Source organism: Aeromicrobium changchenzhani (assembly GCF_057586615.1).
In genome coordinates this window covers 2,870,492-2,884,545 of the sequence record NZ_CM172480.1, presented here as the reverse complement: position 1 = coordinate 2,884,545, position 14,054 = coordinate 2,870,492, and the positions used below count along the sequence as shown (strand labels likewise).

General features: G+C 60.9%; 14 protein-coding genes. 9 read left to right on the top strand and 5 right to left on the bottom strand.

Annotated elements, in window-relative coordinates:
- The first annotated feature begins 16 nt into the window (after window positions 1-16).
- Both sucC and sucD read left to right on the top strand, forming a co-directional pair.
- The gene (gene sucC / locus AC2YB9_RS14560; protein WP_487266063.1) at window positions 17-1,177 is read left to right on the top strand and encodes an ADP-forming succinate--CoA ligase subunit beta; all 1,161 of its coding nucleotides are present in this window, start codon (window positions 17-19) and stop codon (window positions 1,175-1,177) included.
- A gap of 15 nt (window positions 1,178-1,192) precedes the next feature.
- Entirely contained in the window at window positions 1,193-2,089 is an 897-nt protein-coding gene (gene sucD / locus AC2YB9_RS14555) for a succinate--CoA ligase subunit alpha (protein ID WP_487266062.1), read from the top strand.
- 3 nt (window positions 2,090-2,092) lie between these two features.
- Here sucD and AC2YB9_RS14550 read toward each other — a convergent pair whose 3' ends face one another.
- From AC2YB9_RS14550 to AC2YB9_RS14540, 3 genes are all read right to left on the bottom strand, one after another.
- Entirely contained in the window at window positions 2,093-2,473 is a 381-nt protein-coding gene (locus AC2YB9_RS14550; protein ID WP_487266061.1) for a hypothetical protein, read from the bottom strand.
- A gap of 54 nt (window positions 2,474-2,527) precedes the next feature.
- The gene (locus AC2YB9_RS14545) at window positions 2,528-2,740 is read right to left on the bottom strand and encodes a hypothetical protein (RefSeq protein ID WP_487266060.1); all 213 of its coding nucleotides are present in this window, start codon (window positions 2,738-2,740) and stop codon (window positions 2,528-2,530) included.
- 287 nt (window positions 2,741-3,027) lie between these two features.
- Entirely contained in the window at window positions 3,028-4,842 is a 1,815-nt protein-coding gene (locus AC2YB9_RS14540; protein WP_487266058.1) for a SigE family RNA polymerase sigma factor, read from the bottom strand.
- A 71-nt stretch (window positions 4,843-4,913) separates the two neighbouring features.
- Between AC2YB9_RS14540 and AC2YB9_RS14535 the strand changes: the two genes are divergently transcribed.
- The 4 genes from AC2YB9_RS14535 to AC2YB9_RS14520 are packed head-to-tail and all read left to right on the top strand — an operon-like array spanning window position 4,914 to window position 9,117.
- Window positions 4,914-6,101 carry a cell division protein PerM gene (locus AC2YB9_RS14535; protein WP_487266057.1) on the top strand — a complete coding sequence of 396 codons (1,188 nt, stop codon included), beginning with the start codon at window positions 4,914-4,916 and terminating at the stop codon, window positions 6,099-6,101.
- Entirely contained in the window at window positions 6,034-6,657 is a 624-nt protein-coding gene (gene purN / locus AC2YB9_RS14530; RefSeq protein WP_487266056.1) for a phosphoribosylglycinamide formyltransferase, read from the top strand. The genes AC2YB9_RS14535 and purN overlap by 68 nt, the downstream gene beginning before the upstream one ends.
- Window positions 6,654-8,204, top strand: a complete 1,551-nt coding sequence (gene purH, locus AC2YB9_RS14525; RefSeq protein ID WP_487266055.1) for a bifunctional phosphoribosylaminoimidazolecarboxamide formyltransferase/IMP cyclohydrolase — start codon at window positions 6,654-6,656, stop codon at window positions 8,202-8,204. The genes purN and purH overlap by 4 nt, the downstream gene beginning before the upstream one ends.
- 10 nt (window positions 8,205-8,214) lie before the next feature.
- Window positions 8,215-9,117: a DMT family transporter gene (locus tag AC2YB9_RS14520; RefSeq protein ID WP_487266054.1), complete on the top strand. Its 903-nt coding sequence runs from the start codon at window positions 8,215-8,217 to the stop codon at window positions 9,115-9,117.
- A 7-nt stretch (window positions 9,118-9,124) separates the two neighbouring features.
- On the opposite strand, the gene AC2YB9_RS14515 is transcribed toward AC2YB9_RS14520, so the two are convergent.
- The gene (locus AC2YB9_RS14515) at window positions 9,125-9,769 is read right to left on the bottom strand and encodes a TetR/AcrR family transcriptional regulator (RefSeq protein WP_487266053.1); all 645 of its coding nucleotides are present in this window, start codon (window positions 9,767-9,769) and stop codon (window positions 9,125-9,127) included.
- 65 nt (window positions 9,770-9,834) lie between these two features.
- Here AC2YB9_RS14515 and AC2YB9_RS14510 point away from each other — a divergent pair, with 65 nt between their 5' ends.
- Genes AC2YB9_RS14510 through AC2YB9_RS14500 form a run of 3 tightly spaced genes read left to right on the top strand, consistent with a single transcriptional unit; the run spans window position 9,835 to window position 12,855 of the window.
- Window positions 9,835-11,682, top strand: coding sequence for a CocE/NonD family hydrolase (locus AC2YB9_RS14510; protein ID WP_487266052.1), 1,848 nt, complete (start codon window positions 9,835-9,837; stop codon window positions 11,680-11,682).
- 46 nt (window positions 11,683-11,728) lie between these two features.
- Window positions 11,729-12,580 carry a bifunctional methylenetetrahydrofolate dehydrogenase/methenyltetrahydrofolate cyclohydrolase gene (locus AC2YB9_RS14505; RefSeq protein WP_487266051.1) on the top strand — a complete coding sequence of 284 codons (852 nt, stop codon included), beginning with the start codon at window positions 11,729-11,731 and terminating at the stop codon, window positions 12,578-12,580.
- Window positions 12,577-12,855 (top strand): DUF3017 domain-containing protein, encoded by a 279-nt coding sequence (locus AC2YB9_RS14500; RefSeq protein ID WP_487266050.1) that lies wholly within the window; start codon window positions 12,577-12,579, stop codon window positions 12,853-12,855. The genes AC2YB9_RS14505 and AC2YB9_RS14500 overlap by 4 nt, the downstream gene beginning before the upstream one ends.
- A gap of 110 nt (window positions 12,856-12,965) precedes the next feature.
- Here AC2YB9_RS14500 and AC2YB9_RS14495 read toward each other — a convergent pair whose 3' ends face one another.
- On the bottom strand, window positions 12,966-13,955 hold the full coding sequence (locus tag AC2YB9_RS14495; protein WP_487266049.1) for a malate dehydrogenase: 990 nt from the start codon (window positions 13,953-13,955) through the stop codon (window positions 12,966-12,968).
- Window positions 13,956-14,054 lie beyond the last annotated feature (99 nt).

Below are 14,054 nucleotides of genomic sequence, written 5' to 3'. Positions count from 1 at the left end.
TAGGACGGACAACACCGTGGATTTGATGGAATATCAGGCGAAGGAACTTTTCGCCAAGCACGATGTCCCAGTAACTCTGGGAATCGTAGCCAACACCCCCGACGAAGCGAAAGCTGCTGCTGAGAAGCTCGGCGTCGTGGTCGTCAAAGCGCAAGTTAAGGCTGGCGGTCGCGGTAAGGCTGGCGGCGTCAAGTTGGCCAAGACCCCCGACGAAGCAAAAACCCACGCTGAGGCGATTCTGGGTATGCAGATCAAGGGCCTGACCGTCAACCGCGTGCTTATTGCGCCGGCCGCCGACATTGCTGAGGAGTATTACTTCTCTTTCCTGCTGGATCGCTCGAACCGTAGTTATCTGTGCATCGTCAGCGTCGAAGGTGGCGTGGAGATCGAAGAGGTCGCCAAGACCAACCCCGACGCCCTGCACAAGATCGCGATCGATGCGTTGGTCGGCGTCGATGAGACCAAGGCGCGCGAGATTGTTGCCGCCGCGGAGTTCCCCGCCGTCCTCACCGAGCAGGCGGTCAACTTCGTCCAGAAAATGTGGGATGTCTTCGTTAAAGAGGATGCCACTCTGGTCGAGGTCAACCCACTCGCACGTCTTGCCGATGATTCGCTTGAGGCGCTCGACGGCAAAGTTTCGCTTGACGACAACGCGCAGTTCCGCCACGAGGATCACGCCAAGTTCGAAGATCGCGCAGCCGCCGATCCGCTTGAAGCAAAAGCCAAGGATAGAGGCCTCAACTACGTCAAACTCGATGGTGCTGTAGGCATCATCGGCAACGGTGCGGGTCTGGTCATGTCCACGCTTGACGTCGTCGCCTACGCGGGCGAGAAGCATGGCGGCGTCAAGCCGGCCAACTTTCTCGACATCGGTGGCGGAGCGTCGGCGCAGGTTATGGCCGACGGTCTTGATGTCATCTTGAATGACGTGCAGGTTAAGAGTGTGTTCGTCAATGTCTTCGGTGGCATCACGGCGTGTGACGCTGTGGCCAATGGGATTGTGGGAGCGCTCGAGCTCCTCGGTGACAGCGCCGCCAAGCCGCTCGTTGTGCGCCTCGATGGCAACAATGTGGATGAGGGACGTCGCATCCTCAACGAAGCGAACCACCCACTCGTGACCGTCGTCGAGACCATGGACGGTGGCGCGGATCGCGCTGCCGAACTGGCGAACCAGTAGAAGGACGAAACTGACATGTCTATTTTTTTGAATAAGGACTCCAAGGTCATCGTCCAGGGCATCACCGGCGGCGAGGGCACCAAGCACACGGCGCTCATGCTCAAAGCTGGCACGAATGTCGTCGGTGGCGTCAACGCCCGCAAGGCCGGAACGACCGTCACTCATACGACTGCCGATGGCCAGAGCGTTGACCTCCCGGTCTTCGGGACCGTCAAGGAAGCCATCGAAAAGACTGGTGCTGACGTCTCCGTGGTCTTCGTGCCGCCGCCGTTCACCAAGGACGCGACGATCGAAGCGATCGACGCCGAGATCGGGCTGCTGGTCATCATCACCGAGGGTGTCCCGGTCCAGGACTCAGCTGAGTTTTGGGATTACGCCCAGGGCAAGAAGACCCGCATCATTGGCCCCAACTGCCCGGGCATCATCACGCCGGGCGAGGCGTTGGCGGGCATCACCCCGGCCAATATCAGTGGTGCTGGACCGGTGGGACTCGTCTCCAAGTCGGGCACGCTGACGTACCAGATGATGTTCGAGCTTCGTGATTACGGTTTCACCACCGCGATCGGCATCGGCGGCGATCCCATCGTCGGCACCACGCACATCGATGCCCTCGCGGCATTCGAAGCCGATCCCGACACCAAGGCGATCGTCATGATCGGTGAAATCGGTGGCGACGCCGAAGAGCGTGCCGCTGAATACATCAAGGAACACATGACGAAGCCAGTCGTCGGTTACGTCGCGGGCTTCACTGCTCCCGAGGGCAAGACGATGGGCCACGCCGGCGCCATCGTGTCGGGCTCCTCGGGCACCGCACAGGCAAAGAAGGAAGCCCTCGAGGCTGCGGGCGTGAAGGTTGGCAAGACTCCGTCGGAGACTGCCGAACTCATGCGCGAGATCCTCAAGGCGCTCTAGCCCTCACCTACGCGCTGAGCTGGGGGACCCCCAGCTCAGCGCGTTGTCGGGGGAGTTAATCCCAGCGGCGTCCAGGCTGCCAGCCCCACCACCAGTCCGGTTTATCGAGGGTCCAACGGTCATTGGGCAGCTCCAACGCATCACGGCGGGCCGCTCGGATTCGACGTACGACCGTGCCGCGCGGTCTGAATGTTCCCGCGATGTCACACGAACCACGGTCAGCAACGCGCGTTCGAATTTCTCCTCACGGATGTTGTCATCGGAATGTGCGATTTCTTCGCGGTGGCCTGAGCCGTCGCTCTCAATCACCAAGCCGCTCCGTTGGTCGAGCAGATCGGCGATGCCAAGTAGGTTGCCCTGCCGATCAAACACAGGAACATTCACCAGCAAGTCATTGAGCTCGGCGTCGAGCACCGCGATCAGTCGGGTCCTAGCCTCCTAAGGACTGGCGGAGCGGGATGAAGCGAGCAGCAAAGCCTTGCGTGCCTGAACGATCCCGCGGGTCTTGTGGTGTGAATGGACGACCTGGCCAACGCGCCGGAGAGTTGTGTGGGGCAATGCGGTCGTCGTACTTATGGCGATGTCGAGGGCGGCCACTGCGGCACGGACGCTGCTGGCAACGAGCATCTCGTCGTAGACCGCTCGTGCCATCGTGGTGACCGTAATTTTCCAAAGCGATGATCTCGTCGGGGTATAGAAGACAATCGGAGCTTCGAAGCAGGTCTTCAGCGCAATCGACCGACGCCGGCCGAGTGGCTCCGTGCAGCGGATGTGTCCAGCTCGAATTACGTTGCTGTTTGCGAGTGATGCCTACCGCGAGCGCTTGACGGGTTCGCATGGATTGAAACGTCGGATTGACAGTTGTCATTCTTACAGCGTGCCGATTTTGACGGTTTCCGCACGTACGCCATCCACCGGTCTCGCAGGTAAGGGAGGGGCTACTTGAGGTAGACGAGACGCTGTCCGGCGCGGATGGCCAACTGCTCGAACGATTTATGGCTCATGTCGAAGTTTCCGGCCGACGTGAATGTCACCTGGGCGACATCGGCACCACGCCGTATGAGCGCAGTCCGGTAGTAAACTTTGTTCGATTTGTCGACCTCAAACGCGATTCGCCACGAATTGGCGGCGATGTCGGGTGCTGAAATGTCTTTGTTTTGATCGATCGACGCCGAGATTTTGGCCTTAGGGCATTTGTCGATCTTGCTGGAAGTCTTCTTAATGAAGTCTTTCGCTGTTTTGGCCGAGGTGAAGCGGGCAACAGTTTCTGCGACACCGAACTGCGTCGGAAGCTCCGCTGCCTCCGGAATCAGGAAAACCCGGGATCGTGAACTCTTGATCCGTGTGCCGGTAAACGCAACATTGTCGCAGGGGGTTGCCGCCGGATTGCGCTTCGTCTTGACCGGATCGGTTCCGGCCCACACCTTGTCGATCAGTGCGACCGGCGGCAGGTCGACGGTACCGAGAAATTCTGGGGCCATCGAGGTTGCCGGTGGATTGGCCTTGAGCACCTCGATGCTATTGGTGCAGATACCGCCGCTGTCATTGCATACGCGGGCGACTGAATCGTTGAGTGTACGAGCGAAGGTATTGATGCTTGGGCCGGTCGTGGCGTCGATCTCGTGTACGAGGGTGCTGGTCACCGTGCCCGAATGGCTGAAGCCGACCGTGAACGTACGTTGTGGGAAGCGATAACTGGTTAGCCGGAGGATTTGAAAGTCACCGAATGGACGCTTGACCGTATAGGCATCCACGAGTTGAACGCGTGGATGTTCACAGTTGGAATACCACTCGACAAGCTGGCGGTAAGACTTTTCCGCGACCGCGGTGCTCCGGGAAACCTCAATCGCTTGCGCCACGCGTTCATGGTTCTTCGCGTTGGTTTCGTAGGTGCGCACAAAGACCCGCAATGGATCTGGGTCTGAGAACCGTTTGACCGGACAGGTCGCGTACGGCGTCGTGGCTTTGGTATCGGTGTCGGTGGCGGTGATCTTCCAGCGAGCCGTGGGATCAAGCTTCTTGACCTGTGAAACCTTCAGCAGATTGCTCATGTCGATGTTATTTGCGTTGAGTACCGCATCGGTGCGCTCCGCGCCGATTTTCTCCCGCGTCGGCATGTCGGTGTTCCGCGCAAAAACGTCGCCCTCGGTGGTGCTGAGCCCGCCGATGATGATTGCCAACACGGCGACGGCGACGAGCGCAATGGTGTTGCGGCGCTGGCCTTGCTTGGCCATTGAACGCAGCCTGCCAGCAGGGGGAAGATCGAGGGTGGTGGTGATCGCGCTCAACTCGTGTAGGCGACTTTCGATCACGTCGATACTCTGGCCGAAACGACTTTCGATATCGGTGAGTGCGGTCGTGACCCGCTCGATGGCTTCTTCAGCCGGTATGCCGACTTCATTTGAGGCTTCTTCGAGGTCGATATTGCCGAGCGTCAACAGCACGATCAATCGACGGTCGTCGCTGTCCATGTCGCTGAGTGCGGTGAGGAGTTGGGTATCGCTGTCATCCTCGTTCTTGCGGCGCAGCAGATGCGTTCCGCGGTTGAGCGAGATGATTTTCCAGGCTTCGGTACGGACGTAGGCGATCGGATTGTTGCGGTGGATCTTGGCCCAATCGCGCCAAGCACGGCGATACGCGTCGATCGTGGATTGACGGGCTACCTGCCGGTCGCCGCTCAGAGCGTATGCCACCTGAAGGGTTTGCGCCGAGGTCGCTGAATAGAAACTGTTGAACTCGTCGACGCGAGTCATATCTTCAGCCTCCCAGGGTGAATCGGCGTGCCTTCATGCGGCATCGCCACTTTACAGGCACGATGGAACCGATGTCTGCGACGACCGAACCGAAATATTTGCGTCCTGCGATCGTCACGGCCCTCGTGTCGACGCTCGTCGGACTGCTCCTGACCTGCTCATTTACGCTCTTCGGATGGCTCAGCCACCGTACCGGGGCGTTCAGCGGAGTGCTGACAGGCGGGGTACGTACGTGGTTGGTCTCACACGGATCGTCGATCACGGCCAACGGCGTTTCGGTCACCGCCATTCCGCTGGGAGCCACATTGTGTGCCCTGTTGACCGTGCTGTTTGTGACAACTAGGGTCCTCGATGAGCCGCTCGAGGAAGTAGGCGCATTTGTTGCAATCGTGGCAGGAACCACCGGCGTTCTGGCCGGGCTCCTGTCGCTCGTCACGTCATCACAGGACTATTCGACCAGCCTGGTGCGCAGCGCGATCGGCGGTTTTTTCGTCGCGGGTCTCGGCGCCGCAATTGGTGCGGCGGTCAAGGCCCGACGGGTCGACACGTTGTGGCCGACCGACAATGCTGATGTTCGTTCGATTGTCACTGCCGCCGGGCATGGTCTTTTCGCGCTGATCGGGCCAGCATTTGCGATTGTTATAGCATTATTGGCATTGCACATTGGCCGGGCCGGTGATCTCTGGGCGGCCCTTGGCCCCGGATTCTTCGGCAGTATCGGGCTCGCCGGGCTCTGTCTTGCGGTGATTCCCAACCTGGTCATGTGGACCGTTGCAGTGCTGGTGGGCCCCGGATTCGCGCTCGGTACGAGTACTTCGGTCGATCTGACCGGCGCCCATCTTGGCGCGGTGCCAGGGCTTCCGGTCCTTGCGGGGTTGCCGGCGCCCGGTGAGTTTTCCGGCTGGGTATTCCTGCTGGGCCTCATTCCGTTGTTGGCCGGGATCTATTCGGGTTGGCGATTGCAGACGGACACCGAGCGGCCGCTGATCACACGAGTGGTGCTTGGCGCCGGTGCTGGTGCGGTTGCCGGGCTGGTCGTCGGCGCCCTTGTCGCGTTGTCTGGCGGTTCGATTGGCCCCGGACGGATGGCGACCACTGGACCTCCGACCTTGAGTGTGACGTTGGTGGCCGTAGGCGTTTTGGCCTTGGGCGGGGCAATCGGTGCGGCGCTCGGGCGTTATCGTGTACCGCGTGTCCCCAACAGCCCGACTGGTCGTTCTCGTCTCTGGCGCCGGCACCAATCTGCAAGCACTGATTGACGCAACGGCAGATCCTGCCTACGGTGCGATGATCGTCGCCGTGGGTTCGGATCGCGGCGGGGTCGAAGGGCTCCGTCGCGCAGAGCGTGCCGGCATACCCACCTTCGTGCTCTCGACACAAGACTTCGAGGCCCGCTCGGACTGGGATGCGGCGCTCGCCGCGACGGTCGACGACTTCCAGCCTGACCTGGTGGTGCTTGCCGGTTTCATGAAGCTCACCGGCAGCGCGTTCCTCGGCCGTTTCGCTGGCCGCACGGTTAATACGCATCCGGCATTATCGCCGGCATTTCCCGGTATGAATGGGCCTCGCGACGCACTCGAATACGGGGTCAAGATCACCGGAGCCACCTTGTTCTTCGTCGACGCGGGAATCGATACCGGCAAGATCATCGCCCAAGTTGCCGTGCCAGTGTTTGAGAACGATGACGAACAAGCCCTGCATGAACGCATCAAGATCAGCGAGCGCGCCATGCTGGTCGACTGGGTGGGACGACTGGCGCGACAAAAATATGCTTCTGATAATCCGACCGCAACAACCCTTGGAGAAAACCTGTGACTGACCTTCGACCCATCAAGCGTGCACTCATCTCGGTCTACGACAAGGCCGGGCTCACTGAGTTGGCTACCCATCTCCACGCGTCAGGGGTCTCGATCGTCTCGACTGGATCGACTGCCAAGACGATCGAGGCGGCCGGGGTTCCGGTGACTCCGGTCGAGACGGTCACAGGCTTCCCCGAATGCCTCGACGGACGCGTGAAGACCCTGCATCCGCGCATTCACGCCGGCATTCTCGCCGATCTACGTCTCGAAGCTCATGTGCAGGAACTTGCCGAACTCGACGTCGACCCATTCGACCTCGTGGTCGCCAACCTCTATCCATTCAGCGACACTGTTGCCTCGGGCGCGACCCCGGATGAGTGTGTTGAGCAGATCGACATCGGTGGGCCGTCGATGGTCCGCGCGGCCGCAAAGAATCATCCGAGTGTTGCCGTCGTCGTTTCGCCAGATCGCTATGCGGAACTGCTCGCGGCAGTTGACGCCGGCGGATTCACCCTTGAGCAGCGCAAGCAGCTGGCGGCTCAAGCCTTCGCGCATACCGCTGCCTACGACATCGCCGTCGCTTCGTGGTTCGCCGACGGCTATGTCGGAACGGCTGACGGCTGGCCCGAGTTCGCCGCGACCGCCTGGAACAAAAGCGCAGTCCTACGCTATGGCGAAAATCCGCACCAGCAGGCCGCGCTCTACACCGATGGCAAGGCGGGATTGGCCACTGCTGAGCAGTTGCACGGCAAGGAAATGTCCTACAACAACTATGTCGACACCGATGCCGCCCGCCGTGCTGCCTATGATTTTCAAGGTCCGGCTGTTGCGGTCATCAAACATGCCAATCCGTGCGGTATCGCAATCGGTGACGACATCGCGCAGGCGCATGCCAAGGCGCATGCCTGTGATCCGGTGTCGGCATTCGGCGGCGTGATTGCCGCTAACCGGCCAGTCAGTGTTGCCATGGCCGAGCAGGTCGCCGAAATTTTCACCGAGGTCATCGTGGCACCGGACTATGAAGATGGTGCGGTCGAGGTCCTGCAGCGTAAGAAGAACATCCGTATTCTCCGCGCGGAACCTCGTGAAAACCTTCGGACTGAATACCGTCAGATCAGTGGCGGTGCCCTGGTTCAGGTGCGCGACCAAGTCGACGCCCCGGGCGATAGCGTAGCGGCCTGGATGCTCGTGTCGGGCGCTGCCGCCGATGTGGCGACGCTCGCCGATCTGGAGTTCGCGTGGACGGCGATCAGAGCGGTGAAATCGAATGCGATCTTGCTTGCAAAGGACAATGCATCAGTTGGTGTTGGTATGGGCCAGGTGAACCGTGTCGATTCCTGTGGCCTTGCGATTGAGCGCGCCGGCGCCGAACGGGCCGCTGGATCAGTTGCCGCGTCGGACGCATTTTTCCCGTTTGCTGACGGGCTGCAGACGCTGATCGATGCGGGCGTTAAAGCGATTGTCCAGCCGGGTGGATCGGTCCGTGACGATGAGGTCATCGCGGCGGCGAAGGCCGCCAACGTCACGATGTACTTCACCGGTACGCGGCACTTCTTCCACTGATGAGCGTGCCATGTCTGACCGGCTGATTGGCGCGGTTCTTGTCGCGATCTCTGCGACCGCCTTCGGCTCGATGGCCATTTTCGGGGTCTGGGCTCATGCCGATGGCGTGGACACGCCTACGGTGTTGCTCGTGCGTTTCGGACTGGCCGCGCTAGTTCTCATCGCGGTGCTTTACGCTCGCGGCACGAAATTGCCCGAACCGCGCCGATTGTTGGCGATCGCGGGCATGGGCGGGATCGGGTATGTCGGTCAGTCATATTGCTTTTTTCTTGCGCTCGAACATGCCGATGCCGGGCTTGTGGCATTGCTGCTATATCTGTATCCGGCGCTTGTGGCCATCCTTGCCGCGGGATTTCTACATGAGCGGCTTGGGCCGCTCGCAATCGTGGCGCTGGTCTGCTCGCTGGTGGGTACCGGTCTTGTTGTCGGCGGCGGCACTGGTCGACCGCTGGGCTTCATCTTGGGGATCAGCGCCGCGATCATCTATTCGATCTACATCACCGTCGGCACGGTCGTGACCGATCGGATCGACCCCATTGCGGTTTCGGCGGTCGTATGTGCGGCAGCGGCACTGGTGTGTGGTGCGATTGTCGCCGTACGCGCGCTGGCTGGCCATGCTGCCTCGATACCAGCCACAACTCGTGGTTGGGTTTCGCTGGTCGCGATTGCGTTGATCGGCACAGTTGTGGCGATTTTGTTCTTCTTCGCTGGCCTCGCCAAACTCGGAGGCACCAAAACCTCAGTCATCTCGACACTTGAGCCGGTCGTGACGGTCGGATTGGCAGTCTGGCTGCTCGGCGAATCGGTCTCAGTGGTCCAGGCGCTCGGCGGGACTGTGGTCATCGTTGCCGTCGTGACACTTGCATTGGCTAGCAACACGACGAGCGAGCAGCCCGCAGTTCCAACTGTTTGAAGAACGGTCAGGAGCTGGGATTGAGCTCCTGAAGTTTGCCCGCGATCTCGTCGTCGCTCAGCATCGACCCCACGACCAAACCGAGAATCGCGCGGTAGAGTTTGGCAGCCTCGTCCTCTTCGGACCAATGCTCCGAGATCCGGCTCAATGCGGAGCCGGCGATCACTGCCATGATCGAATGTGCGAGGTCCTCGTGTTTAAGCACGCCCGCACTGCGCAACATCCGCGCGGTCAACGCTTCCAGCGCGCTGAGTGCTTCGGCAGCCTTACCGCGCAGATCGGGGTTGCGGGCGGCGGCCAGATAGACCGACAGCTGAAGGCGCACGACATCGGTCGAGCGGATGGCGAATGCCGCGCTAATGAGGGCGCCAGCGCCGTCAAAGCTGAGGTCATTGGGGAGTTCGACGGCAGCCAAGCCGTTCAAATCGCGGAGCCAGATGTCGACATGACGTGCCAATGCCTCGTCGATAAGCTCCTCAATCGAGGTGAAATAGTAGGTCGTTGTGGCGGGCGGAAGCCCTGCTCGGGCTGCCACAGCACGGTGCGTGATGCCACGCGAGCCGCCCTCAGCGAACAGCTCGATTGCGGCGTTCAAGAGCTGTTCGCGGCGCTGCCGACTTCGTTCCTGAGATAGCCGTGCACGCGTTGCCATTGACTCTCATTCCTCAAATCTGTACTTTTGTACGAAATATCCTCGATGGGTTCAAGGGGAAGTCTATGCGCCGGTTTGCGATCGTCGTTGCTGCTGTGTTGTCGTTTGGGATCATTGTGCTTCCCGCTCAAGCGTCGGCCGACGCTTGGACGCCCGGAGAGGAACTCTACGACGTTGCCGTCACCAAGGATGTGCCGGTCACGATGTCGGACGGACGCGTCCTTCGTGCGGCGATCTCGACGCCGACGCTCAAAGGCACGACGACCCCAGCGCCGGGCAGGTTTCCGGTCATCCTCGTCCAGACGCCATATGGCAAGAGTGTCGGCAACACCGGTCTTGGGGCGCTGCCGCCCTATCTGCTGAAACGTGGTTATCTCGGGGTCAACGTCGATGTGGCAGGAACCGGCGGGTCACAAGGGCAGTCGATGCTGTTCGGTCAGCAGGAGGCCAAAGACGGCGCCGAGCTCGTACGGTGGGCCGCAGCTCTACCCAAGAGCAACGGCAAGGTCGGAATGGTTGGCGGTTCTTACCTCGGCATTGACCAGATGTTTACGGCAGCTGAGGTCGGACCAGGGTCGCCGCTCAAGGCGATCTTCCCGATCGCGACGGCAACGGATCCATTCCGCGATCTGTTTTCCAGCGGAGGCATTGTCAATATGGAGTCGAGCCTCGGCCTGATCGCTGCCTATTTCGGTCTCCGTACGTTGACGCCGATCGCCGAGCGCCCGACGGATCCAGCTGACGTTCTCAAACTCATCGTCGAACACGGTTTGGCAGGCATCCCGTTCGAACTGACGACGGGTCTGGACGCATTGCTCCAAGGTGATCGGGTCTATGACAGTGCGTACTGGCAGGAACGGGCCCCGGGCAATATGTTGCAAAAGATTGTTGACAACGGCGTGCCGGCCTATCTTGTCGGCGGGCAATGGGACGTTTTCCAGCGCGGCGAACCACTGAACTACAGCGGACTTCAGAATGCTTTCGCCAACCGTCCGACGGCCGCTCCGATGGTGCCAGGACAGCAGGTCACGAGTCGTTATCAACTGCTCACCGGTCCCTGGGACCACGGTAATCAGGGCGCAGGCATCGATCTGGGTCGACTCGAGTTGCAGTGGTTCGACCATTGGCTCAAAGGCAAGGACACCGGGATCACCGACACGAAGACGCCGTTTCATGTGATTGAGCCGGGCGGCGCGACATACAGCGTCAAAAACTATCCGAATGCCGGGGCTGCTACGCAGCGGCTCTATTTCCAGCCCGGTCAGAAACTCGCTCAGACGAAGCCGACAGCTGCTGCGGGTGCTGATCTCGTCTTTTTCAAGGGGGTGTCGCTTGAGTGCGGCCGCTCAATCAACCAGTGGGGTGCGGGGCTGCTCCGCGACTACTACGAGAACTGCAAGGATGCGAAGATTCCGTCACTGCTGCCCGGTGATGTCGCATACACGACCGAGCCGCAGGCCACAGATCTGCGACTCTCCGGCCCGATCGGGCTCTCGCTCCAGGCGACCTCGACGCGACCGGAGACGATGCTTGTCGCTCAACTCCAGGACATTGCGCCAGACGGCACCGTCACGGATCTGACCGGTGGTGCGCAACTTGGTTCGCAGCGCGCACTCGATCCTGCACGCAGCTGGCTATCGGGCGACGGTGGCTACATGCTGCCGTACCACCCGTTGACCAAAGCTGCCGCGCAGAACGTCTCGGTCGGCAAGGCGACGCGTTATGACATAGAGATCCTGCCGGCTTTTCTCACGGTGCCGAAGAACCACCGTCTGCGCGTCGTGATCAAGACCGGAGATATTCCGCATCTGTTGCCGCCTCCGATGAAACTGACCGAACTGCTCGGTGGCATCTATGGGGTGCAACGTAATGCGAAAACACCCTCGTGGATCGACCTTCAAGTTGCTCACTGAGTCGGCTCGGCCAGATGCCTGCACAGGCCTGTGAAACACTCAATTCGTGACGGCACAGATTCTCGATGGCAAAGCGGCCGCGGCCGCAATCAAATCCGAATTGCGGGTGCGCGTCAGCGCGTTGCGTGAGAAGGGCATCACGCCTGGTCTCGGAACGATCTTGGTGGGTAGCGATCCGGGTAGCCAGTGGTATGTCGCGGGCAAACACCGCGACTGTGCCGAGGTCGGAATCAAATCGATCCGTATCGATCTGCCAGAAACCGCGACACAGGATGAGGTCGAGGCTGTTGTCGACCAACTCAATGCAGATCCAGCCTGCACCGGCTATATTGTCCAGTTGCCCTTGCCCAAAGGACTCGATGAGAACGCCGTCATTGGCCGCATCGATCCGGCGAAAGACGCCGATGGGTTGCATCCGACCAATCTCGGCTGGCTTGTTCTCGGCAAGCCGGCCCCATTGCCGTGCACACCGCGCGGAATCATCGAACTGCTGCGTCGCAATGGGGTCGAGATCGCCGGACAGAACGTCGTCGTCGTCGGCCGAGGCATCACGGTCGGCCGACCGATGGGGCTCTTGCTGACCCGCCGTTCGGAGAATGCGACCGTCACTCTTTGCCATACCGGGACTCGCGATCTTGCCGCCGAGGTTCGCCGCGCCGATATTGTCGTCGCCGCGGCCGGGGTGCCAGGCATCATCACGGCCGACATGGTCAAGCCGGGCGCAGCGCTGCTCGACGTCGGGGTCAGCCGGGATGAGAACAACAAGATCGCCGGCGACGTTTCACCTGAAGCGTACGAAGTGGCCGGCTGGGTGTCGCCCAACCCAGGTGGCGTCGGCCCGATGACGCGCGCGCTCCTGCTGGCCAATGTCATTGACACGGCCGAACAGCTCGGATGATTCCGTTACCGCGTAGCCGCGGATCACAGCTCTATCTCCTGCAATTGATTGCGGTTGCAGGTGGGATGATTTTTGTCCTCGCCGGTCCGTGGCGGTTGGGGCTAAGCGTCATCGGCATCGCGTTTTCCGCCGGAGCGGTGGCTCGTGCGCTTGTGCCCACCGAGCACGAAGGCATGTTGCACGTACGCAGCCGACCGTTCGACATCTTCTGGATGGCCACGTTGGGCGTCTCGCTCATCGTGCTCGCCATTGTGGTGCCATCCCAACCAAACTGACCACCGCCTCTCGGTTTACCACGTTCCCCGGGAAAGCCTCATCTCCCCGCAGCAAACTTGCCGCGGGGAGATGAGGTTCGCATGGTTACCGTGGTAAACCACGGGACGGGTTAGATCAGCCCGAGGCCCTTGACTGCTTCGCGTTCTTCGGCGAGTTCCTTCGCGCTGGCGTCTATGCGCGCCTGCGAGAACTCGTTGATCTCAAGGCCCTGAACAATCGACCAGTTGCCGTCCTTGGTCGTGACGGGGAACGATGAGATGAGCCCCTCGGGCACGCCGTACGAGCCGTCGGACACAACTGCCATTGAGGCCCAGTCGCCCTCCGGGGTTCCGGTGAGCCAGTCGCGGGCGGCGTCGATCGTGGCCGAAGCCGCCGAAGCAGCCGATGAAGCGCCACGGGCCTCGATGATCGCTGCGCCGCGCTTAGCGACGGTCGGGATGAAGGTGTTCTCGATCCAAGCCTCGTCGTTGACGACCTCGGCGGCATTGCGGCCACCGATCTCGGCGTGGAAGATGTCAGGGTATTGGCTGGCCGAGTGGTTGCCCCAGATCGTCATCTTCTTGATTTCGGAGACGCTTGAACCGGTCTTGTTGGCCAACTGTGACAGTGCACGGTTGTGGTCGAGACGGGTCAATGCGGTGAAGCGCTCGCGCGGAATGTCGGGCGCATTTGTCATGGCGATGAGTGCATTGGTGTTGGCCGGGTTGCCGGTTACGCCGATGCGTACGTCCGAAGCGGCAACCTCGTTGAGCGCCTTGCCCTGAGCGGTGAAGATTGCACCGTTGGCCTCAAGCAGGTCGGCCCGTTCCATGCCCTTCGAGCGCGGGCGCGCACCGATCAGCAGGGCGAGGTTGGCGCCATTGAAAATCGTGTTGGCGTCGTCGCCGATCTCGACGCCGGCGAGGGTTGAGAACGCACAGTCGTCGAGTTCCATGACGACGCCCTCGAGTGCCTTGAGCGCAGGCGTTATTTCGAGAAGTTGCAGTTGGACCGGGGTGTTCGGGCCGAGCAACGCTCCGCTGGCAATGCGGAAAAGTAGGCTGTAGCCGATCTGTCCGGCGGCGCCGGTGACGGCGACCTTGACGGGTGTTGTGCTCACGTCTAGCTCCTTGAAGCGGTAGGTATAACTCTGACGCTAGCGCACCGGCCAGCGGCATGATTGTTTGCCCCGATGGGCCAAAAGATGTGGGCTGTGCCG